Source organism: Pseudomonas sp. No.117 (assembly GCF_054558395.1).
Map to the genome: position 1 here is coordinate 39,474 of NZ_BAAJNP010000001.1, position 21,946 is coordinate 61,419.

A 21,946-nucleotide genomic window follows, 5' to 3' on the forward strand; every position below is an offset into this window, starting at 1 on the left:
GCGATCAGCGCGGCAGGTTGCGCCCGGAGAAGATCTCGCGCATCTCGTGCTTGAGACGCTGGGTGACCTGCTGGCGCTGCTCCGTGGAGAGGCTGCGGGAGGCGTCGCCGAACAGGTAGTTGTCCAGCTCGAACTCCTTGAGCAGCATCTTGGTGTGGAACAGGTTGTCCTGGTACACGTTCACGTCGGTCATCTGGTAGGCCGCGCGGGTGTCCTCGGACAGGTAGTTCTGGATCGAATTGATCTCGTGGTCGATGAAGTGCTTGCGCCCCTCGATGTCGCGGGTGAAGCCGCGCACCCGGTAGTCCACGGTGACGATGTCCGAGTCGAACTGGTGGATCAGGTAGTTCAGCGCCTTCAGCGGGGAGATCACGCCACAGGTGGAGACGTCGATGTCGACGCGGAAGGTGGCGATGCCGTCGTCCGGATGGATCTCCGGATAGGTGTGCACCGTGATGTGGCTCTTGTCCAGGTGGCCGAGGATGGTCTCGCGCAACGGACCGGGCGACTCCTCGATCTGGCTCTCGGTCGGCTCGACCGGTTGCTCGGAGATCAGGATGGTCACGCTGGCACCCTGGGGATCGTAGTCCTGGCGGGCGATGTTGAGGATGTTGGCCCCGATGATGTCGACCACGTCGGTCAGGATCTGGGTCAGACGCTCGGCGTCGTACTCCTCATCGATGTACTGGACATAGGCCTGTTGATCTTCCGACGTCTCGGCGTAGCAGATGTCGTAGATGTTGAAGCTCAAGGTCTTGGTCAGGTTGTTGAAACCATGGAGCCTGAGTTTGCTTTTCACGGTGGTAAAGCTCCCGTCGTGCGGTCTCTGACCGCGGTCCTGAATGCCCGTCAGTTGCGGCTGGCGCAAGCTGCGTAGGGCGACGAACACCTCTTCGCGATGGCGATTGGCTGTACTTGTCGGGGCTGGGGCCCCTTAAGAGCGGCGCATTATGCAGATCGGCAGCGGCTGGGGCCAGAGTCTGCCGGGCCCAGGTGATGAATTGATGTCGACGGCAGCGGCGCGGGCGCGCCAGGCGCGACGCCCGGATGGGCGTCGCAGGCGGGATAAGGCTTCAGCCGAGCTCGACCAGTTCGTAGCTGTGGCTGATCTCGACACCGGCCCGACCGAGCATGATGGACGCGGAGCAGTACTTTTCTGCAGACAATTCGATGGCGCGCTTGACCTGGGCTTCCTTGAGGCCACGGCCCTTGACCACGAATTTCAGGTGGATTTTGGTGAACACCTTGGGCTCGGTCTCGGCGCGCTCGGCGTCGAGGAAGGCCTCGCAGCTTTCCACCGGCTGCCGGGCCTTGCGCAGGATGCTGACCACGTCGTAGCTGGCGCAGCCGCCCAGGCCGATCAGCACGGTCTCCATCGGCCGCACGCCGAGGTTGCGACCACCACTCTCCGGAGGACCATCCATGACCACCACGTGGCCACTGCCGGATTCGCCGAGGAACATCGCCTCGCCCGTCCACTGAATGCGCGCTTTCATCGCTTTCGTCCTACTTATATATGCAAATGGTGATCAGCTTAACATGCTGAATGGCGTAAACTGGCTGGCAGTGTAGGGTTATTCAGCTCGCATTTAAGCTGCGCATGTTCTCATCCGGTCTTTGAATCGGAACCGGCGCAGCCTGTGCATGCACCGGTTCGGACCTCGGTGCCCCCGACTCAGGTTAGCTTTCAACCTCAGGAATCAGCATGGCCGCTATCATCCCACCCGCGAAGTTACAGCACATCGACAAGCTGCTAGCGCACTGCTCGCGTCGCCGCTACACGGCAAAAACCACCATCATCTACGCTGGCGACAACAGCGAAAGCCTGTTCTTCATCCTCAAGGGTTCGGTCACCATCCTCATCGAGGACGATGAAGGCCGCGAGATGATCATCGCCTACCTGAACGCCGGCGATTTCTTCGGCGAGATGGGGCTGTTTTCCAAGGAAGGCAGCGAGCCCGAGCGCAGTGCCTGGGTCCGCGCCCGTACCGAGTGCGAAGTCGCCGAGATCAGCTACGGCCAGTTCCGCGAACTGAGCCAGCAGGATCCGGACATGCTGTTCTCCCTGGGCCGCCAGATGGCCGAGCGGCTGCGGCAGACCACCCGCAAGGTGGGCGACCTGGCTTTCCTCGACGTCACCGGCCGCGTGGCCCGCACCCTGCTCGACCTGTGCAAGCAGCCCGATGCCATGACCCATCCGGATGGCATGCAGATCAAGATCACCCGCCAGGAGATCGGTCGTATCGTCGGCTGCTCGCGCGAGATGGTCGGCCGCGTCCTGAAATCCCTGGAAGAGCAGGGTCTGGTCCACGTCAAGGGCAAGACCATGGTGGTGTTCGGCACCCGCTGAGCCCTGCCCGACGCGCCCCTGCCAGCCGGCGGGGGCCGCCCTACCCGTCACGGCATCAGGCCTTGACCTCCTTCTCCACCTTCACCGTGACCTTGCCGCCAGCCTCCGCTTCCTTGGCCTGGGCCGACTTCGGCTCGCCCACCACGAAGTGGAATTCCTCGCCGTGCTTGGCCGCGCCATAGAGCACCGCCTTCTCGATCAGCTCGGTGCCGCGCAGGTGGCGCAGCATCAGCGGATCGCAGCGCAGGTCGCGATAGAGGGCCAGGCAGAGCAACGCCATGACCACCACGAAGGGCAGCGCCACGACGATGGTCAGGTTCTGCAGGCCATTGAGCGCGGCGCCCGGATTGCCCGGGTCGCCGATGGCCAGCATGATCGCCGCCACGGCCCCGGTCAGGGCGCCCCAGAAGATCACCGTGCGCCGCGAGGGCTCGGTGGTGCCGCGCTCGGACAGGGTACCCATCACCAGGGACGCGGCATCGGCGCCGGAGACGAAGAAGATCGCCACCAGCACCATGACCAGTACCGAGGTCACGGACGCCCAGGGATAGCTGGCCAGCAGGTCATAGAGCGCGAAGTTGCTGTTCACCGCGCCATCGACCAGGGTGAAGGCGCCCAGGCGCATGGCGTCGACCGCGGCGCCGCCGAAGATGACGAACCAGACCACGCTGACCAGGCTCGGGACCAGCAGCACCCCGCTGACGAACTGGCGGATGGTGCGGCCACGGCTGATGCGGGCGATGAACATGCCGACGAAGGGCGTCCAGGAGATCCACCAGGCCCAGTAGAACACCGTCCAGCTGGATAGCCAGTTGCCCATGGCCTCGCCACCGCTGGCGCTGGTCCGCGCCATCATTTCCGGCAGCAGGTTGATGTAGTCGCCGATGGCGGTCGGCAACAGGTTGAGCATCAGCAGGGTGGGACCGGCGACGAAGACGAACAGCGCCAGCACCACCGCCAGCACCATGTTGGTGTTGGACAGCCACTGGATGCCCTTCTCGACGCCGGACACGGCGGAGACGATGAAGGCGATGGTCAGCACCGTGATGATGCCGATGTAGAGCAGCTTGCCCGGTTGCTCGATCCAGCCGTTGTGCTCGAGGCCACCGGCGATCTGCAGGGCGCCCAGCCCCAGGGACGCCGCCGAGCCGAACAGGGTGGCGAAGATCGCCATCATGTCGATGACGCGCCCCAAGGGACCGTTGGCGTGCTCGCCGATCAGCGGGCGGAAGGCCACCGAGATGAGCTGCGAGCGCCCCCGGCGATAGGTGCCATAGGCGATGGCCAGGCCAACCACCGCATAGATGGCCCAGGGGTGCAGGGTCCAGTGGAACAGCGTGGTGGCCATGGCCACCTGCAGCGCGGCACTGGTCTGCCCCGGCGCCGAGCCGGGGGGCGGATTGAGATAGTGCGACAGCGGCTCGGCCACGCCGAAGAACATCAGGCCGATGCCCATGCCGGCGCTGAACATCATCGCCACCCAGGACAGCGTGCGGAATTCCGGCTGCTCGTCGTCCCGCCCCAGGGGTATGCGCCCATAGCGACTGGCGGCCAGCCAGATGACGAAGACCACGAAGCCGGTGGAGGTCAGCACGAACAGCCAGCCGAAGCGGGTGATGACCCAGCCCTGGGCGACGGAGGCGCTCGCCGCCAGGCTCGCCTGGCTGACGAAGCCCCAGATGACGAAGGCGAGCGCGGCGATGCTGGTCACGCCGAAGACGACCCAGTCCGTGGTGCCGGCCAGGCGCCTGTCGCGCCGGGCCTCCTCGGTTCGGGAGGGATCGGTGATGCTGATGTCGAGCGTTGCGCTCTTTTCTTCCGTTGCCATGGTTCTACATGCCCCAGTGTTGGATGGCCTGATGCTCAGGAGCGACGGCCAGACTGCTCCGGATTCGCCAGGGTTCAGCGAATCGGACGTCATTAACGGGGTTTATGCCGGTAGAACAAAGCCCTGCGTCGGCTGTGGACACACGGAGGTCGCTCCCGCCGTCCGGGGTGGGCAGCGGTCGACCTGGGTCAGCCGACGGAATGGACAAGGCCCCAGTGTCTTCACCAGGGCCTCGGCTGGGCACGCGCCAGGATCAGGCGTCGAGCGGGAAACGCCGCTCCGGGAAGAACAGCCGCTGCAACTCCTGGCCGGGCTCGTCGGCGCGCATGAAGGCCTCGCCGACCAGGAAGGCCCGGACCTCGTTGATTTCCATCAGCTCGACGTCGGCCCGGTTGAGGATGCCGCTCTCGGTGATCACCAGGCGGTCCTGGGGGATGCGCGGCAAGAGATCGAGGGTAGCCTCCAGGCTGACCTCGAAGGTGTGCAGGTTGCGATTGTTGACGCCCACCAGCGGGGTATCCAGCACGTTCAGCGCCCGCTCCAGCTCGGCGCCGTCATGCACCTCGACCAGCACGTCCAGCCCGACGTCCTTGGCGGTGGCAGCCAGTTCCCCCATCAGGCCATCGTCGAGCGCCGCGACGATCAGCAGGATGCAGTCGGCGCCGATGGCGCGGGCTTCCACCACCTGGAAGGGATCGACGAGGAAATCCTTGCGGATCACCGGCAGGCTGCAGGCGGCGCGCGCCTCCTGCAGGTAGGCGTTGCCGCCCTGGAAGAAGTCGACGTCGGTGAGCACGCTCAGGCAGGTGGCGCCACCCTGGGCGTAGCTGCGGGCGATCTCGGCCGGCACGAAGTGTTCGCGGATCACGCCCTTGCTCGGCGAGGCCTTCTTCACCTCGGCGATGATCGCCGCTTCCTTGCGCGCCACCTGGGCCTGCAGCGCCCGGGCGAAGCCACGGGGGGCGTCGGCGGCACGGGCCTGGGCCTCGAGCTCGGCCAGGGTGGTCCGGGCCTTCAGCTGGGCGATTTCCTCGGCCTTGCGGGCCAGGATCTTCTGCAACACGGTTGGCACACTCACAGGCGACCCTCCTCGCGATAGACGGATGTGAAATGGGCGAGCTCGTCCAGTTTCTCCCGCGCCAGGCCGCTGTATAGCGCATCGTGGGCCAGCAGCACACCCTCGTGCAGGCTATGGGCGAGATCGGCGGCATAGAGCGCCGCGCCGGCGTTGAGCACGATCATGTCGGCGGCCTTCTGCCCGGCTTCGGTCTTGCGCCGCCCCAGGGCATCGCGGATCAACGCCAGGGAGGCCTCCGGGCCATCCACGGTCAGACCCACCAGGGTCTGGCTCTTGATGCCCAGGTCTTCCGGCAGCACCTGGTACTCGGTGATGCCGCCGTCCTTGAGTTCCGCCACCTGGGTGGCGGCGGCCAGGCTGAATTCGTCCAGGCCATCGCGGGAATGCACCACCAGCACGTGCTGGCTGCCCAGGCGCTGCAGCACCTCGGCCAGCGGCCGGCATAGGGCGGCGCTGAACACCCCGACTACCTGGTGGCGTACGCCGGCCGGGTTGGTCAGGGGGCCGAGCATGTTGAACAGGGTACGCAGCCCCAGGGACCGCCGCGGCCCGGCGGCATGGCGCATGGCGCTGTGGTGCGACTGGGCGAACATGAAGCCCACCCCCACCTGCTCGACGCAGCGCGCGATCTGCTCGGGCGTCAGCTCCAGGTAGATGCCGGCGGCTTCCAGCAGGTCGGCACTGCCGCTCTTGCCGGACACCGCGCGGTTGCCGTGCTTGGCGACCTTGCCACCCGCCGCCGCCACCACGAACACCGAGGCCGAGGAGACGTTGAAGATGTTGGCACCGTCGCCGCCAGTGCCCACCACGTCGACCACATGGTCGAGGCTCGGCAGCACCACCGGGGTGGCCAGTTCGCGCATCACGCTCACCGCGCCGCAGATCTCGTCGATGGTCTCGCTCTTGATCCGCATGCCCATGAGGAAGGCACCAATCTGCGCCTCGTCGGCGCCGCCGGTCATGATCTGGCGCATCACCGCCTGCATCTCGGCCACATTGAGGTCGAGTTGCCCGCTGATGCGGTTCAGGGCCTGCTTGATGTCCATCTAGCGGTGCCCTCCCTGCTGCTGGAGAAAGTTGGCCAGCAGGTCGTGGCCGTGCTCGGTGAGGATGGACTCGGGATGGAACTGCACCCCTTCGATCATGAACTCGCGGTGCCGCAGGCCCATGATCTCGTCCATGCTGCCGTCCGGGTGCTGAGTCCAGGCGGTGATCTCCAGGCACTCGGGCAGGGTCTCGCGCTTGACCACCAGCGAGTGGTAGCGGGTCACGGTGAAGGGATTGGGCAGGCCGGCGAAGACGCCCTCGCCGTTGTGGTAGACCGGGCTGGTCTTGCCGTGCATCGGCTCGCGCGCCCGCACCACCTCGCCGCCGAAGGCCTGGCCCAGACTCTGGTGGCCGAGGCAGACGCCCAGCACCGGCAGCTTGCCGGCGAAGCGCTCCAGGGTGGCCAGGGAGATGCCCGCCTCGTTGGGCGTGCAGGGACCGGGGGAGACGACGATGCGCTCCGGCGCCAGTGCCTCGATCGCCTCGACCGGGACCTCGTCGTTACGTACCACCTTGACCTCGGCGCCCAGTTCGCCCAGGTACTGCACCAGGTTGTAGGTGAAGGAATCGTAGTTATCCAGCATCAGCAACATGGCAGGCTCCTCAGACGGACTGTTCGGCAAGGGCGACGGCGCGGAACATGGCGCGACGCTTGTTGAGGGTCTCTTCCCACTCCGCGGCCGGCTGGGAGTCGGCGACGATCCCGCCGCCCGCCTGGACGTGCAGTTCGCCATCCTTGATCACCGCGGTGCGGATGGCGATGGCGGTGTCCATGTTGCCGTTCCAGGCCAGGTAGCCCACGGCGCCGCCGTAGATGCCGCGCTTGACCGGTTCCAGTTCGTCGATGATCTCCATGGCACGGATCTTCGGCGCCCCGGACAGGGTGCCGGCCGGCAGGATGGCGCGCAGGGCGTCCATGGCGCTCAGCTCGGGCTTGAGCCGACCGGTGACGTTGCTGACGATGTGCATCACGTTGGAATAGCGCTCGATGACCATCTTCTCGGTCAGGGTCACGCTGCCGGTGGCCGACACCCGGCCCACGTCGTTGCGGCCCAGGTCGATCAGCATCAGGTGTTCGGCCAGCTCCTTGGCATCGGCCAGGAGATCACGCTCCAGCGCCAGGTCGGCTTCTTCGGTCGCACCGCGCGGACGGGTACCGGCGATGGGGCGCACGGTGATCTCGCCATCCTCCACCCGCACCAGCACCTCGGGCGAACTGCCGACCACATGGAAGTCGCCGAAGTTGAAGAAGTACATGTAGGGCGTGGGATTGAAGCAGCGCAGCGCCCGATAGAGATCGATGGGCGCCGCCTGGAAATCGATGGTCATGCGCTGCGAGGGCACCACCTGCATGCAGTCGCCGGCCAGGATGTAGTCCTTGATCCGCTCCACGGCGTTTTCATAGTCGGCGCGGCTGTAGCTGGAGCGAAACGCCGGCTCGCTACCGGTGCCCACCGCGGCGAAATCCAGGCCCAGGCGCGGGGCGATGGGCTGGCGAATGCGCTCGCGCAGTGCGGCCAGGCGGGCCTGGCCCTGTTCGTAAGCCTCGGGCTGGCTAGGATCGACGAGGACGATGCAGTGCAGCTTGCCGGCGAGGTTGTCGAAGACCACCACCTCGTCCGACACCATCAGCAGGATGTCCGGGGTACCCAGCGGATCGGGATTGGGACTGGCACCCAGGCGCTTTTCCACGTAGCGCACGCAGTCATAGCCGAAGTATCCCACCAAGCCGCCATCGAATTTCGGCAGGTTGGGGACGACCGGCACACGATAGCGCGCCTTGAAGGCCTCGACGAAGGCCAGCGGATCCTCAACGGTAGCGGCCTCGAGCTGTTGCTCGCCCTCGTGCACGGTGACCTGGTAACCGCGGGCGCGCAGCAGGGTCCGGCAGGGCAGGCCGATGATCGAGTAGCGGCCCCATTTCTCGCCGCCCTGCACCGACTCCAGCAGATAGGAGTTAGGGGCATCGGCCAGCTTGAGATAGAGGGACAGTGGGGTGTCGAAGTCGGCCAGGGTTTCGAAGGCCAGGGGAATGCGGTTATAGCCTTGAGCGGCCAGGCGCAGGAAGTCGTCGCGGGTCATGATCAGCCTCGTGGCGAGGAAAACGAAAGGTCGGGTGCACAGCGTGCCGGTCCGATACCGGCCAGGACGAAATCAGGCGCGCCAGCGCCAACGGGCCAGGGCCTTGATGACTTTCATCCATGCTCGCGAGGAGCCTGTGCGGGTGACCACCACGATGCGATCTCTTGCTCTTGGGGCGGGGTTGAAGGGCCACGTTAGCCTAGCCGGCGCGGCATGGCAACCGGCCGGCCACTTCGGCGTGCTAGATGAACAGCTCGCGCAGATCGTCGACGACCAGGTCCGGCTGCTCGCTGGCGATGGGCTCGCCATGGTTGTAGCCGTAGCTCAGGGCCACGCAGCCGACCCCCGCGGCGCGGGCGGCGCGGATGTCGTTGCGCGAGTCGCCGATGAACAGCGCCTGCGCGGCCGACACGCCGGCCTGCCGCATCACGTGCAGCAGGCCAGCCGGATCGGGCTTCTGCTGCGGCAGGGTATCGCCGCCGACGATCCAGTCGAATTCACCCAGGCCCATGTCGGCCAGCAGTGGCGCGACGAAGCGCTCCGGCTTGTTGGTGATCACCGCCAGGCGTACGCCCATCGTGCGCAACAGCGCCAGGCTGTCGAGCACGCCGGGATAGACGCGGGTCAGGGCATGGCTGCCACCATAGAGCTCCATGAACAGCGCCAGGGCCTCGTCAGCGGCAGCATCGTCCACGGCGTCATGCCGCATGTCATCCGCCAGGGCCCGGCGCACCAGCACCCGGGCGCCGTTGCCGATCCACAGCCGCACCTTGGCCAGGCCGGCCGGCGGGCGGCCCAGGCGGTCGAGCATGGCATCCACCGCCGCCGCCAGGTCCGGCGCGGAATCCAGCAGGGTGCCATCGAGATCGAACATCACCAGGGCGGGGGGATGCCCTCCGCCGAGTCGCACCAGGGCACTCATACCGAACGGGCCTTGGCCAGCTCGGCGCGCATCGCCTGGATCACCGCGGCGTAGTCCGGCTGGCCGAAAATGGCGGAACCGGCGACGAAGGTATCCGCCCCGGCGCGGGCGATCTCGCCGATGTTCTTGACGTTGACGCCCCCATCGATCTCCAGGCGGATCGGCCGGCCCGAGGCATCGATCAGGGCGCGCGCCTCGCGCAGCTTGTCGAGGGTGCCGGGGATGAACTTCTGGCCGCCGAAGCCGGGGTTGACGCTCATCAGCAGCACCATGTCGATCTTGTCCATCACGTACTTGAGGGCATCCAGCGAGGTGGCCGGGTTGAACACCAGGCCGGCGCGGCAGCCGCCATCCTTGATCAGCTGCAGCGAGCGGTCGATGTGCTCGGAGGCTTCCGGGTGGAAGGTGATGTCGGTGGCCCCGGCCTCGATGAAGTCGCCGATGATGCGATCCACCGGCTTGACCATCAGGTGCACGTCGATGGGCGCGGTCACCCCGTAGTTGCGCAGTGCCTTGCAGACCATGGGCCCGATGGTGAGGTTGGGCACATAGTGGTTGTCCATCACGTCGAAATGGACCATGTCGGCACCGGCGGCGAGGACCTTGTCGACCTCCTCGCCGAGACGGGCGAAATCGGCGGACAAGATCGAGGGGGCGATGGCGAAGGGTTGCATGGGGGATAGCCTCGGCGAAGGTTAAGGCGCTTATTGTAACGGAGATCCGCCCGCGGCTAGGGCGTTCCCACTGCCCCGACCGGGCGAACGGCGGTAGGCTCGCCGGGGTCAACCGTCCCCTTGCCGAGGATTCCGCCCGATGTCGTCTCCTGCCCGCTTGCCGCTCTGTCTCCTGCTGCTCGGCCTCGCCGCGCCGGTCCTGGCCGAAGAGGCGCCTACCCCGGCGCCGGAAGCGCCCACGGCTCCGGCGGCTGCCGTGGCGCCGGCGCTGGAGCGCAGCCAGGAACAGCAGCAGGCGCTGATGCGGCAACTGCCCGCCGAGCAGCAGAAGACCCTGCAGGCCGGCGACGAGTCCTTTCTCGCCCTGCTGTTGCCGGCCGGGCGCGCCAAGGCGGCCGGGACGGTGGTGCTGGTCCCGGGCGATGGCGAGTCGGCCGACTGGCCCAACGTGGTCGCGCCCCTGCGCCAGGCGTTGCCCACCTACGGCTGGCAGACCATCAGCCTGAGCCTGCCCGATCCCTATGACTCCCTGGTGGCCATTGCGCGTACCACCGCGCCGGCGGACACCGACGCCCAGGCCACCAGCGAGCAGACTCCTCCACCCGTGACCGGTGGCAGCGGTACGGCGCCGGCGGCCCCGTCGGTGGCCGAAGCCGGCAGTGGCGAGCCGGCCCAGGCGGCGGTCGCCCCCAGCGATCCCGAGGCCGCGGCCAATGCCCAGGCAACGCGAGTGCTGGCACGCATCGCCGCCGGTATCGATCTGGCCCTGCAGCAGGGCGCCGGGCACATCGTGCTGGTGGGTCACGGCACCGGTGCCTACTGGGCGGCGCGTTACCTGGCGGAAAAGGAGCCGGCCGAGGTCAAGCAACTGGCGCTCATCGACGGTCGTGAGCCCCAGGGCCTGCCGCCGCGGCTGGAGGCCACCATGGGCAAGACCGACCTGCAGATCGCCGACCTGGTGCATGCGCCCGGTGCGGCCGCCCAGCGGCGCAAGGAGCGCGCGGCGCAAAAGGCCAACCAGGGCTATCGGCAGATCGACCTGCCGGTCATCTCCGGCGACCGGGCCGCGGAGCAGGAGCAGACCCTCCGTCGCCTGCGTGCCTGGCTGGAGCGCCTGCCCCCGGCCGCTAGCGGAAGCCCCGACGCGTCTTGATCAGCTGGTAGGCGGCGTGCAGCTCGGCGGTGCGCTGGGCGGCGGCATAGACCGCCGACTGGCCAGCCCCGGCGCCGGCCTTCTTGTCGGGGTGATGGCGCGAGAGCAGCCGGCGATAGGCCTGCTTCACGGTAGCGGCATCGGCATCGTCGGTGACGCCGAGCAGTTGCAGGGCCTTGCGATAGGTTTCCTCGTTGCTCGGCTGCCGCGGCGGCGTCTGCACCGGCGGTTGCAGCGCCAGGACCTGGGCTTCGCCCAGCCCCATCGCCTGGCCCCAGCCGATTATCTCGTCGCGATCGCCCGGGCGGACGCTGCCGCTGATCCAGACCATCCGCCAACAGGCGCGCAGGATGGTGTCACTGCGCTCGCTGAGCCGCTGCAGCTCGGCCGTCGACGGCAGCGTGCCGCCCTTGCCCTCTTCGAAGGCGGCGATGGCACGCTTGCGCTCACCGCCATCCAGCCCCAGGCGCTCGATTTCCCCCTCCGCCTGGCGGATGTGCGCGGTAAGCACCCGGCCGCCGCGCTTGGCCAGACGGCCGAGCATCTGGAATTGCGCCTGGTGCTCGAAGCGACCAGGGCGCCCCTGCCAGCGCGCCTTCCAACCGGCCAGGGAGGTCAGCCCCAGCTGGCGCTCCGCGGCGTGGGCGAGCAGCGCCACCAGCAGCGCACCGGGAATGCTGGCCACCGCCCAGCCGGCCAGGAAGCCCAGCAGCGTCAATGGCCAGAACCAGAGTCTCACGGGGCGAACCCGAACAGCAGCTCCGCCTCGGCCAGACGCTCCACGGTGCCCACGTCCACCCAGCGATCGTGGAGGCGCTCGCCAGATACCTTCCCGGCGACGATGGCGGGGCGCAGCACATCGACCAGCTTGAAAGCCCCGGCGGTGCAGCCTTCGAACAACCGGGGATGCAAGACGGCGATCCCGCTGTAGGTGCGCTTGCCCACGCCCTCCAGGATGACCCGTCCCTCCACTAGGCCGAAGTCGCCGAGCGGGTGATGCAGGGGGTTATCGGCCAGCACCAGATGCGCCAGGCAGCCGGCTGGCAGCGCCAGGGTGGAAAAGTCGAAGTCGGTACGGATGTCGCCATTGACCAGCACGAAGGGCTCGCTACCAAGCAACGGCAGCGCCTGGAAGATGCCCCCACCGGTTTCCAGCGGCTCCCGCTCGGCGGAGAAGCGGATGGCGGCACCGAAGCGGCTGCCATCGCCCAGGGCAGCTTCCAGCTGCTCCCCCAGCCAGGCGTGGTTGATCACCAGCTCGGTGATGCCGGCGGCGACCAGCGCCCGGATGTGATGCTCGATGAGCGGCAGATCGTTCACCACGATCAGCGGCTTGGGCAGAGTCAGGGTCAGCGGGCGCATCCGCTCGCCCTTGCCCGCCGCCAGGATCATGGCCTTCATGGGTCGACTCGCTCGGCGTGCAACTCGTCCAGCAGCGCTTCCAGGTCGGCCAGCTCCGGTCGTCGCGCCACCACGGTGCGGATATAGGCGAGAAAGCGCGGGGTGTCGGCGACGTAGCGCGGCTTGCCGTCGCGATGCCAGATGCGGGCGAAGATGCCCAGCACCTTGAGATGCCGCTGCACACCCATCAGGTCCGAGGCGCGCTGGAAGTCGGCGAAGTCTTCCTGCACCGGCACCCCGGCAGCGCGCGCCTGCTCCCAGTAGCCCAGCAGCCAGCGCTGTACCAACGGCTCCGGCCAGCTGAGGAAGGCATCCTTGAACAGGCTGGTGATGTCGTAGGTCACCGGGCCGATGACCGCATCCTGGAAGTCCAGCACGCCCGGGTTGGGCGTGCTGAGCATCAGGTTGCGCGGCATGAAGTCCCGGTGCACCAGCACCTGCGGCTGGGCCAGGGCACTGTCGATCAGCAGGCGGCACATGGCCTGCCAGCGTTCGCGTTGCGTGGCGCTCAAGGCCGTATCAAGTTCCCGGCCGACGTACCATTCCGGGAACAGGCTCAGCTCGCGGGCGAGCAGAGCCTCATCGTAGAGCGGCAGACTGCCGTTCGTCGGTTGCTTGACCTGGAAGGCCAGCAGCGCCTCGATGGCGGCCTGGAAATAATCGTCGGCATTGGCCGGATTGATTACCTCCAGGTAGGTCAGGGTGCCGAGGTCGCTCAGCAGCAGGAAGCCACGCTCCAGATCCTGGGCCAGGATGCGCGGCACATGCACCCCGGCCTCGGCCAGCAGCGCCGCCACCTGAACGAACGGACGACAGTCCTCCTGCGGCGGCGGTGCATCCATCACGATCAGGCTGCGGCCCTCGCCGGCCCAGCGGAAATAGCGGCGGAAGCTGGCATCGCTGCTGGCCGCGGTCAGGCTGCCGACTGGCACCTCGCCCCAGGCCTGCTCCCGGAAAATTTCCGGTAGAACGGTGGTCAGCCAGTCTTCTATCTGGTTTAAGCGAACATCTTCAGTCATTTACAGCGGATCCCCCGGCCCTAGCCGATGCGCAGGTCATGTTTTATTATCCGCTATCTTTTTGAGCCCATCGAGAGGCCGCGGCCCCTTAATGGCCGGCGTGCAGGACGACTTTAAGGATGGCCGTGAAAACCCCCGCGTTTCGCAGAAAATTCCCCCTCTTGGTAACCGGCAGCCTGCTCGCCATGCAGCCCGTCACCGCCCTCATCGCCGCGCCTGCCGAGCAGTTCAGCTGCAGCGCCGGGGCCGGCGGTGGCTGGTCGTGCAACACCCAGGCACCGACCACGGCCATTCCACCCCGCCCCAGCAAGGGTGAGACCCAGGGCGTCGCGGCGGAGCCCGCCGCGCGCAAGGGCGACGATGCCGTGCTGGTGACGGAGAGCAAGGGCCGCGCCCTGAAGTCCCGCAGCGCCGACTACAGCCACCTGGACTGGGTCCCGCGCGACCAGCTGACCCCGGCCCAGTTGGCCGAGACCGGCCCCTACTGCAGCGGCGCCTATGTCGAGCCGCAGCGTCCGGGCATGAACGACGACACCCCGACGTCCAAGGCGCCGACCTACGTCTCCGCCAAGGCCTCGCGCTACGAGCAGGAGCAGCAGGTGGCCACCCTCGCCGGCGACGTGGTGCTGCGCCAGGGCGGCATGCAGGTGGAGTCCCAGGAAGCCAACCTGCACCAGCTGGAGAACCGCGGCGAGCTCAAGGGCAATGTCAGATTCCGCGACAACGGCCTGCTGATGGTCGGCGACAAGGCCGACCTGCAACTGGACAACGGCCAGGTCCAGGTCGACAACGCCGAATTCGTCATGCACCAGAGCCATGCCCGCGGCAGTGCGCTCTATGCCAAGCGCGGCGACGACGCCATCATCCGCCTCAAGGATGGCACCTATACCACCTGCGAACCGGGCAGCAACGCCTGGCAGGTCAAGGGCAATACCGTCACCCTGAACCCGGCTACCGGCCTGGGCTACGCGACCAACGCCACCCTGAGAGTCAAGGACATTCCGGTCCTCTACACGCCGTTCATCTATTTCCCGATCGATGACCGTCGGCAGTCCGGCTTCCTGGCGCCCTCGATCAGCACCTCCAGCGATACCGGCTTCGCGATCACCACGCCCTACTACTTCAACCTGGCGCCCAACTACGACGCCACCCTCTATCCGCGCTACATGGCCAAGCACGGCCTGCAGACCGAGGGCGAGTTCCGCTACCTGACCCGCAGCAGCGAAGGCCAGGTCTATGGTTCCTACCTCAAGGACACCGATCCGGAGCACGAGGGCGAACCGGAGGCCACCGACAACCGCTGGCTGTACGGCTGGAAGAACCGCAGCGGCCTGGATTCGCGCCTGATGGCCGAGGTGGACTACACCCGCATCAGCGACCCCTACTACTTCCAGGACCTGGACACCGACCTCGGCATCAACAAGCCGACCTACGTGAACCAGCAGGGCCGCCTGACCTACCGTGGCGATGACTTCACCGCGGCGCTGAACATGCAGGCCTACCAGCTGGCGACCGTCTCCGACGTGACGCCCTACAACCGCCTGCCGCAGCTGACCGTCAATGGCGCCTTGCCCTACCACCCGGGCGGCCTGGACTTCACCTACGACACCGAGGCGGTGCGCTTCGAACGCAGCTTCGACGACAACACCTATTTCGACATCGACGATAACGGCAACCAGACCAACTTCCGTACCCGTCCCGACGTCAACATCTTCGGCCTGGCCCGCGCCAACGGCAATCGCTACAACCTGGCGCCGGGTATCGCGTTGCCCATGACCCAGAGCTGGGGCTTCCTGACGCCGGCGGTGCGTTACTACTACACCCAGTACGACCTGGACCTGGATACCCAGGGCGAGAACCAGATCGCGCAGTCGGGTGGCAATTACGACAGCAGCCCCAGTCGTAGCGTCCCGCTGTTCAGCCTGGACAGCGGCCTCTACTTCGACCGTACGTCCAATCTGTTCGGCGAGGGTGGCAAACAGACTCTGGAGCCTCGCGCCAAGTATCTGTACGTACCCTACCGCGACCAGAGCGATATCCCGGTTTTCGATACCGGCGAATACACCTTCAGCTACAGCTCGCTGTGGCGCGACAACCGCTTCACCGGCGCCGACCGCATCGGCGACGCCAACCAGGTTGCGCTGGGCGTCACCAGTCGCTTCATCGAGCCCAACGGCTTCGAGCGCGCCAACGTCAGTCTCGGCGAGCTGTTCTACTTCCGCGACCGCGAGGTCCAGCTGCCAGGTCTGGAAGACGACCTGCCCGACGATGCCACCACCTCGCGTTCGCCCTATGCCCTGGCCGGCATGTATCGCTTCAACCGCGACTGGCGGGTGAATGGCGAGTACAACTGGGATCCGGTGCTGCACCGCACCGATTCCGGCAGCGTCATGTTCCACTACCAGCCGGAAGCCGAGCCGGGCAAGATCGTGAACCTCGGCTATCGCTATCGTGACAACGTGCGGGTCTACGATCCGAACCTCGGTCGTTTCACCTACAACAGCGACGACTACAAGATCGACCAGCACGACATCTCCTTCATCTGGCCCATCGTGCCGCAGTGGTCCGCCATCGCCCGCTGGCAGTTCGACTACAACAAGAGCCGCACCCTGGAAGCCTTCGGTGGCTTCGAGTACGACAACTGCTGCTGGAAACTGCGTCTGATCAGCCGCTACTGGCTCAAGAGCGAAGACGACGTCTATTACACATCGCAGAGCTCCGAAGCCGACCGCGGGATCTTCCTGCAGATCGTGCTCAAGGGACTCGGCAACGTCTTCGGCGGCAAGACCGAAGGCTTCCTGGACAGAGGCATTCAAGGCTATCGTGAACGTGAAGACCAAGCTATGTAACGCCCTGCGCCCGCTCGCCCTGGGCGCGGCGCTCGCCCTCACCCCTTTGGCTCAGGCCGCCGTGGTACCGCTGGACAAGGTCGTGGCCATCGTCGACAACGACGTGGTCATGCAGAGCCAGCTCGATCAGCGTCTCAACGAGGTCAAGCAGAACATCACCCGGCGGGGCGCTGCCGCGCCGCCGGAAGGCGAGCTGCGTCAGCAGGTGCTCGAGCGCCTGATCCTGGAAGACATCCAGCTGCAGCTGGCCGGGCGCATGGGCGTGAAGATCTCCGACGATGAGCTCAACCAGGCCGTGGCCACCATCGCCCAGCGCAATGGCCTGAGCGTCGCCGAATTCCGCCAGGCCCTGGCCCGCGACGGTCTCTCCTACGATGCCGCCCGCGAGCAGGTCCGCCGCGAAATGATGATCAGCCGGGTGCGTCAGCGCCAGGTCGGTCAGCGCGTGCAGGTCACCCAGCAGGAGGTGCAGAACTTCCTCGCCTCCGACCTGGGCAAGCTGCAGCTGTCCGAGGAGTATCGCCTGGCCAATATCCTGATCCCGGTGGCGGACAACGCCGGTACCGCCGGTCTGGACGCCGCCGCGCGCCAGGCCCAGGACACCTACAACCAGCTGCGCCAGGGCGCTGACTTCAACCAGCTGGCCATCGCCCGCTCGGCGGGTGACAACGCCCTGGACGGCGGCGAGATCGGCTGGCGCAAGGCGGCCCAGCTGCCGCCGCCCTTCGACCGCCTGATCGGCAGTGTCGGCGTGGGCGGAATCACCCAACCGGTGCGCGTACCGGGTGGCTTCGTCATCCTCAAGGTGGAAGAGAAGCGTGGCGGCGAGGCCAGCATCGTCGATGAGGTGCATGTGCGCCACATCCTGCTCAAGCCCAATGCCGTGCGTAGCGACGCCGAGACCCAGCGCCTGGCGGCGCGACTGCGCGAGCGCATCCTCAACGGTGAAAACTTCGCCACCCTGGCCAAGAGCTTCTCGGAAGATCCCGGCTCCGCACTCAATGGCGGCGACCTAGGTTGGATCAATCCGGAGTCCCTGGTCCCGGAATTCCGCGAAGTCATGAACAGTGCGCCGGTTAACCAGCTGTCGCAGCCGTTCCGCACCTCTTTCGGCTGGCACATCCTGGAAGTCCTGGGGCGTCGGGCCACCGACAACACCCAGCAAGCGCGCGAGCAGCAGGCGCTCAACCTCCTGCGCAACCGCAAGTACGACCAGGAACTGCAGACCTGGTTACGCCAGATCCGCGACGAAGCCTACGTCGAGATCAAGCCGTAATCTCCAGGCCGCAGGCAATCCCTGCGGCCTTTTCGTTTCAGGAGCTGTGCATGGTCCTGCGCTTCGCCCTCACCCCCGGTGAACCCGCCGGCATAGGTCCCGACCTCTGCCTGCTGCTGGCCCGCGAATCCCAGCCCCACGCCCTGATCGCCATCGCCAGCCAGGACCTGCTGGCGGCGCGCGCCGCCGAGCTGGGCCTCACCATCCAGCTGATCAAGGTGGCACCGAACGCCTGGCCGGACAGCCCAGCGCCAGCGGGCACCCTCTACGTCTGGGATACGCCATTGGGTGCCGCCGTCACCCCGGGCCAGCTCGACAAGGCCAATGCCGCCTATGTCCTGCAGACCCTGACACGCGCCGGCCAGGGCTGCCTGGATGGCACCTTCGCCGGCATGATCACCGCCCCGGTGCACAAGGGCGTGATCAACGACGGCGGCGTGGCCTTCTCCGGCCATACCGAATTCCTCGCCGAGCTGACCAACACTCCGCAGGTGGTGATGCTGCTGGCCACTGCGGGCCTGAGGGTCGCCCTGGTCACCACCCACCTGCCGCTGCGCGACGTGGCCGATGCCATCGACCGCCAGACCCTGCTGGACGTGACCCGCATCCTCCATGGCGACCTGCAACGCTACTTCGGCGTCGAGCATCCGCGCATCCTGGTCTGCGGCCTCAACCCCCATGCCGGCGAAGGCGGGCACCTCGGACGCGAAGAGATCGACGTCATAGAACCTGCCCTGGACGCCCTGCGCGCCGAGGGGCTGGACCTCGTCGGGCCGCTGCCCGCCGACACCCTCTTCACCCCCAAGCACCTCGACCACTGCGATGCGGTGCTGGCCATGTATCACGACCAGGGCCTGCCGGTGCTCAAGCACAAGGGCTTCGGTGCCGCGGTCAACGTGACCCTCGGCCTGCCAATCATCCGCACCTCGGTCGACCACGGCACCGCCCTCGACCTGGCCGGCAGTGGAAAGATCGATACCGGCAGCCTCAGGGTCGCCCTCGATACCGCCTACAGCATGGCGACCCATCGCCGTTCGGCGACTTAAGAGGCTATTCATAACCTCGCGAGCTAGAGCCAAACAAGGCGCAACGACCAACGGGAGTAACAGCCAGAGGCTGGCCCGAAGGGTGAGCGCCAGCGAATCAGAGACCTGAGGAAGCGGACCGGGCTCGCGCGCGAGTTTACAAACGGTAAATGAGCATTGCGACGGGGCCGCCTAGGCGGGGCTGGCCTTCCAGGGTCTTTTCAACGCAGTTTGGCCGACGCGCAGCAGGTTATGATTAGGCTCTGGGCGCTCCGGGGGCGGCCAAGGGTCTGCTAAACTGGCAGGTCTTTGCCGTCTTGAAATCGCAGGCCCGCCGCCTGCGCCGGAGCACCTGATGACCGAGCTCTACCAACACCGCGCCCGCAAGAGGTTCGGCCAGAACTTCCTGCACGATGCCGGGGTGATCCATCGCATCCTGCGCGCCATCCATGGGCGACCCGGCGAGCGGCTGCTGGAGATCGGGCCGGGCCAGGGCGCCCTGACCGAGGGCCTGCTGAGCAGTGGCGCCCAGCTCGATGTCATCGAGCTGGACCAGGACCTGATCCCGCTGCTCAGGCTCAAGTTCGGCCTCAATCCGCTGTTCACCCTGCACCAGGGTGACGCCATGAAGTACGACCTCGCCAGCATCGCCGGCAGTGATCGGCTGCGGGTGGTGGGCAATCTGCCCTACAACATCTCCACACCGCTGATCTTCCACCTGCTCAGCTTCGCCGACGTCATCGCCGACATGCACTTCATGCTGCAGAAGGAAGTGGTGGAGCGCCTGGCCGCGGTGCCCGGCAATGGCGACTGGGGACGGCTGTCGATCATGGTGCAGTACCACTGCCGCGTGGAGCATCTGTTCAACGTCGGCCCGGGTGCCTTCAATCCGCCGCCCAAGGTGGACTCGGCCATCGTGCGCCTGGTGCCCCATAGCGAGCGGCCCCATGTGGCCCGGGATCCGGCCCTGCTCGAACGCGTCGTCCGCGAAGCCTTCGGCCAGCGCCGCAAGACCCTCAGGAATACCCTCAAGGGCACCCTCGACAGCGCCGCCATCGAGGCCGCCGACGTCGATCCGGGGCTACGCCCCGAGCAACTGGACCTAGCCGCCTATGTGCGCCTGGCCAATCAGCTGGCAGCCCAGTAGGCCCTTTCTCCCCTTACTCGCCGAGACTCCCGCCGTGACCGAGCCCGATCCGCGCTACCTCATCACCGTGCAGGTCACCACCCGCTACCTGCCCGAACAATCCAGCGCCAGCCAGGAGCGCTACGCCTTCGCCTACGACGTGAGCATCCGCAACGATGGCCGTCTGCCGGCGCAACTGCTCAGCCGTCATTGGATCATCACCGATGGCAATGGCGAGGTGCAGGAGGTACGGGGACCCGGCGTGGTGGGCGAGCAACCCTTGATCGCCCCGGGCGAGACCCACAGCTATTCCAGCGGCACCCTGATGCCGACCCAGGTGGGCAGCATGAGTGGCAGCTACCAGATGGTCGCCAGCGACGGCCATGGCTTCGAAGCCGCCATCCCCACCTTCCGCCTGGCCGTACCCGGCTCGCTGCACTAGGAGTCCCGATGACGCTGTACGCCGTGGGCGACCTCCAGGGTTGCCTCGACCCGCTCAAATGCCTCCTCGACGAGGTCTGCTTCGATCCCGCGCAGGACCGCCTCTGGCTGGTGGGCGACCTGGTCAATCGCGGCCCGCAGTCGCTGGAAACCCTGAGATACCTGTACGCCTTGCGTGATTCGGTGGTCAGCGTGCTGGGCAACCACGACCTGCACCTGCTGGCGGTGGCCTTCGGCGGCGCCAAACTGAAGAAACAGGACACCCTGAGCGACATCCTCGCCGCACCCGACCGCGACGAACTGTTGCACTGGCTGCGCCATCTGCCGCTGATCCAGCACGATGCCGAGCGCAATTGCGTGCTGGTCCATGCCGGCCTGCCGCCGCAGTGGACGCTGGAGCAGGCGCTGAGCCTGGCCGGCGAGGTGGAAGCCGTGCTGCGCGATGACCAGGCCCATGTGCCCTTTCTCGAGCAGATGTATGGCAACGAGCCGGCGCTCTGGCAAGATGAGTTGCAGGGCCAGGAACGCCTGCGCCTGATCACCAACTACCTGACGCGCATGAGATTCTGCAGTCCCGAAGGGCGCCTGGAATTCAAGAGCAAGGAGGGCCTGGACAGCGCCCCGGCCGGCTTCGCCCCCTGGTTCAGCCACGCCCACCGGCTGACCCGCGACGTGCGGATCCTGTTCGGCCACTGGGCCGCGCTCAAGGGTCGCTGCGCGGCGCCCAACGTCGAGGCCCTCGACAGCGGCTGCGTCTGGGGTGGCGACATGACCCTGCTCGACGTCGACGGCAACCGCCGTCATCTCTGCAGTTGCAAGGAGAAGAAATGAGCGAATTCACCTGTATCTCCCCCGAACGGGCCCTGGAACTGCGTAGCCAGGGCGCTCGGATCGTCGATATCCGCGATCCGCACAGCTACGCCACCCTGCACGTCGCCGGCGCCCAGCGCGTCGACAACCAGAACATCCACGACTTCATCGCCGCCGCCGATCTCGACGAGCCACTGCTGGTGTTCTGTTACCACGGCCATTCCAGCCAGAGCGCCGCGGCCTACTTCGCCGGCCAGGGCTTCAGCCAGGTCTACAGCGTCGATGGCGGCTTCGAACACTGGCGCAGCCAATACCCCGACGAGACCGCGAGCGGCCAGGCCTGAGCGTCCGCTCGAAGCGGTGCTACAGGTCGGCCAAGCAGACTCGAACAGACCTGGAGCGTCCTCACTAGCTCTCGTGGACTCCGCCTCCCCAGGCCTTTCGCCTTGTTCCGCTTCGACTCGTGAGCCTCGGAACGGGCTCCAAGCCAGCGGGCGCGTCCTTAACACAGACGATTGACGCTGTGGTTACAAGAATAAACCGAATTGGCTCTTCCACATCTCGCAGATAGGACTATTCTGGGATCAGGCCCTCCGGAAACGGTGGGTTCGACAACCGGCTTTGGACCATCGGTGTAACCACTGGAGATTCGGGGGAATTCCAGGGGGACCGTCTCCATCGGTCTCCTTCGTGCGTCTCTCGAAACCCAACCCTAACCTGCAGGCGTGTAAGGATCGATTAGGCAAGACGACAGCGAAGGTATTGCAGACGTTATCTTTCGTCGCCCGGCATGACCGCTCCCTACCGGTAGCAAGGCAAGGCTCCAGGCATCGATTCCAAGCTGGTCCAGGGTATCCAGCGAGGA

General features: G+C 66.6%; 21 protein-coding genes. 9 read left to right on the top strand and 12 right to left on the bottom strand.

Annotated features, from left to right (window positions below; translation table 11 throughout):
- Positions 1-4: 4 nt before the first annotated feature.
- Positions 5-799, bottom strand: coding sequence for an adenosylmethionine decarboxylase (gene speD, locus ACYJP6_RS00170; RefSeq protein ID WP_459472314.1), 795 nt, complete (start codon positions 797-799; stop codon positions 5-7).
- Between the two features lie 274 nt (positions 800-1,073).
- Positions 1,074-1,496 carry an OsmC family protein gene (locus ACYJP6_RS00175; RefSeq protein ID WP_459472316.1) on the bottom strand — a complete coding sequence of 141 codons (423 nt, stop codon included), beginning with the start codon at positions 1,494-1,496 and terminating at the stop codon, positions 1,074-1,076.
- Between the two features lie 209 nt (positions 1,497-1,705).
- On the opposite strand from ACYJP6_RS00175, the gene crp reads away from it, so the two are divergent.
- A complete protein-coding gene (gene crp, locus ACYJP6_RS00180; RefSeq protein ID WP_145008655.1) occupies positions 1,706-2,350 on the top strand; it encodes a cAMP-activated global transcriptional regulator CRP in 645 nt (214 codons plus the stop codon).
- A 55-nt stretch (positions 2,351-2,405) separates the two neighbouring features.
- Here crp and ACYJP6_RS00185 read toward each other — a convergent pair whose 3' ends face one another.
- The 7 genes from ACYJP6_RS00185 to rpe all read right to left on the bottom strand — a co-directional run bounded on the left by ACYJP6_RS00185 (position 2,406) and on the right by rpe (position 9,981).
- Positions 2,406-4,178 carry a BCCT family transporter gene (locus ACYJP6_RS00185; protein WP_459472318.1) on the bottom strand — a complete coding sequence of 591 codons (1,773 nt, stop codon included), beginning with the start codon at positions 4,176-4,178 and terminating at the stop codon, positions 2,406-2,408.
- Positions 4,179-4,431: 253 nt separating this feature from the next.
- Positions 4,432-5,256, bottom strand: coding sequence for an indole-3-glycerol phosphate synthase TrpC (gene trpC / locus ACYJP6_RS00190; protein WP_459472320.1), 825 nt, complete (start codon positions 5,254-5,256; stop codon positions 4,432-4,434).
- Positions 5,253-6,302, bottom strand: coding sequence for an anthranilate phosphoribosyltransferase (trpD, locus tag ACYJP6_RS00195; protein ID WP_459472322.1), 1,050 nt, complete (start codon positions 6,300-6,302; stop codon positions 5,253-5,255). Before trpD ends, trpC begins: the two co-directional genes overlap by 4 nt.
- Entirely contained in the window at positions 6,303-6,896 is a 594-nt protein-coding gene (locus ACYJP6_RS00200) for an anthranilate synthase component II (protein ID WP_459472324.1), read from the bottom strand. It abuts the gene before it with no gap.
- A 10-nt stretch (positions 6,897-6,906) separates the two neighbouring features.
- Positions 6,907-8,385 (bottom strand): anthranilate synthase component I, encoded by a 1,479-nt coding sequence (gene trpE, locus ACYJP6_RS00205; RefSeq protein ID WP_459472326.1) that lies wholly within the window; start codon positions 8,383-8,385, stop codon positions 6,907-6,909.
- A gap of 241 nt (positions 8,386-8,626) precedes the next feature.
- Positions 8,627-9,307, bottom strand: a complete 681-nt coding sequence (locus ACYJP6_RS00210) for a phosphoglycolate phosphatase (RefSeq protein WP_459472328.1) — start codon at positions 9,305-9,307, stop codon at positions 8,627-8,629.
- Positions 9,304-9,981 (bottom strand): ribulose-phosphate 3-epimerase, encoded by a 678-nt coding sequence (rpe, locus tag ACYJP6_RS00215; RefSeq protein WP_027600735.1) that lies wholly within the window; start codon positions 9,979-9,981, stop codon positions 9,304-9,306. Before rpe ends, ACYJP6_RS00210 begins: the two co-directional genes overlap by 4 nt.
- Positions 9,982-10,120: 139 nt before the next feature.
- On the opposite strand from rpe, the gene ACYJP6_RS00220 reads away from it, so the two are divergent.
- Positions 10,121-11,134 carry a DUF3530 family protein gene (locus ACYJP6_RS00220; protein ID WP_459472330.1) on the top strand — a complete coding sequence of 338 codons (1,014 nt, stop codon included), beginning with the start codon at positions 10,121-10,123 and terminating at the stop codon, positions 11,132-11,134.
- Here the strand turns inward: ACYJP6_RS00220 and ACYJP6_RS00225 are convergent.
- The 3 genes from ACYJP6_RS00225 to ACYJP6_RS00235 are packed head-to-tail and all read right to left on the bottom strand — an operon-like array spanning position 11,109 to position 13,554.
- Positions 11,109-11,873: a DnaJ domain-containing protein gene (locus ACYJP6_RS00225; protein ID WP_459472332.1), complete on the bottom strand. Its 765-nt coding sequence runs from the start codon at positions 11,871-11,873 to the stop codon at positions 11,109-11,111. The genes ACYJP6_RS00220 and ACYJP6_RS00225 overlap by 26 nt on opposite strands.
- The gene (murU, locus tag ACYJP6_RS00230) at positions 11,870-12,535 is read right to left on the bottom strand and encodes an N-acetylmuramate alpha-1-phosphate uridylyltransferase MurU (protein ID WP_459472334.1); all 666 of its coding nucleotides are present in this window, start codon (positions 12,533-12,535) and stop codon (positions 11,870-11,872) included. The genes ACYJP6_RS00225 and murU overlap by 4 nt, the downstream gene beginning before the upstream one ends.
- The gene (locus ACYJP6_RS00235) at positions 12,532-13,554 is read right to left on the bottom strand and encodes an aminoglycoside phosphotransferase family protein (RefSeq protein ID WP_459472336.1); all 1,023 of its coding nucleotides are present in this window, start codon (positions 13,552-13,554) and stop codon (positions 12,532-12,534) included. Before ACYJP6_RS00235 ends, murU begins: the two co-directional genes overlap by 4 nt.
- A 119-nt stretch (positions 13,555-13,673) precedes the next feature.
- Here ACYJP6_RS00235 and ACYJP6_RS00240 point away from each other — a divergent pair, with 119 nt between their 5' ends.
- The 7 genes from ACYJP6_RS00240 (at position 13,674) to glpE (ending at position 21,425) form a co-directional block, all read left to right on the top strand.
- Entirely contained in the window at positions 13,674-16,403 is a 2,730-nt protein-coding gene (locus tag ACYJP6_RS00240; RefSeq protein WP_459472338.1) for an LPS-assembly protein LptD, read from the top strand.
- Entirely contained in the window at positions 16,384-17,679 is a 1,296-nt protein-coding gene (locus ACYJP6_RS00245) for a peptidylprolyl isomerase (protein WP_459472340.1), read from the top strand. Before ACYJP6_RS00240 ends, ACYJP6_RS00245 begins: the two co-directional genes overlap by 20 nt.
- A gap of 50 nt (positions 17,680-17,729) precedes the next feature.
- Positions 17,730-18,725, top strand: coding sequence for a 4-hydroxythreonine-4-phosphate dehydrogenase PdxA (gene pdxA / locus ACYJP6_RS00250; protein WP_459472342.1), 996 nt, complete (start codon positions 17,730-17,732; stop codon positions 18,723-18,725).
- A gap of 334 nt (positions 18,726-19,059) precedes the next feature.
- Complete coding sequence (gene rsmA / locus ACYJP6_RS00255) at positions 19,060-19,851, top strand: 16S rRNA (adenine(1518)-N(6)/adenine(1519)-N(6))-dimethyltransferase RsmA (protein ID WP_459472344.1); 792 nt, start codon at positions 19,060-19,062, stop codon at positions 19,849-19,851.
- Positions 19,852-19,885: 34 nt separating this feature from the next.
- Positions 19,886-20,272, top strand: a complete 387-nt coding sequence (apaG, locus tag ACYJP6_RS00260) for a Co2+/Mg2+ efflux protein ApaG (protein WP_459472346.1) — start codon at positions 19,886-19,888, stop codon at positions 20,270-20,272.
- Between the two features lie 8 nt (positions 20,273-20,280).
- Entirely contained in the window at positions 20,281-21,102 is an 822-nt protein-coding gene (locus ACYJP6_RS00265; protein ID WP_459472348.1) for a symmetrical bis(5'-nucleosyl)-tetraphosphatase, read from the top strand.
- Positions 21,099-21,425: a thiosulfate sulfurtransferase GlpE gene (glpE, locus tag ACYJP6_RS00270; RefSeq protein ID WP_459472350.1), complete on the top strand. Its 327-nt coding sequence runs from the start codon at positions 21,099-21,101 to the stop codon at positions 21,423-21,425. The genes ACYJP6_RS00265 and glpE overlap by 4 nt, the downstream gene beginning before the upstream one ends.
- Positions 21,426-21,946 lie beyond the last annotated feature (521 nt).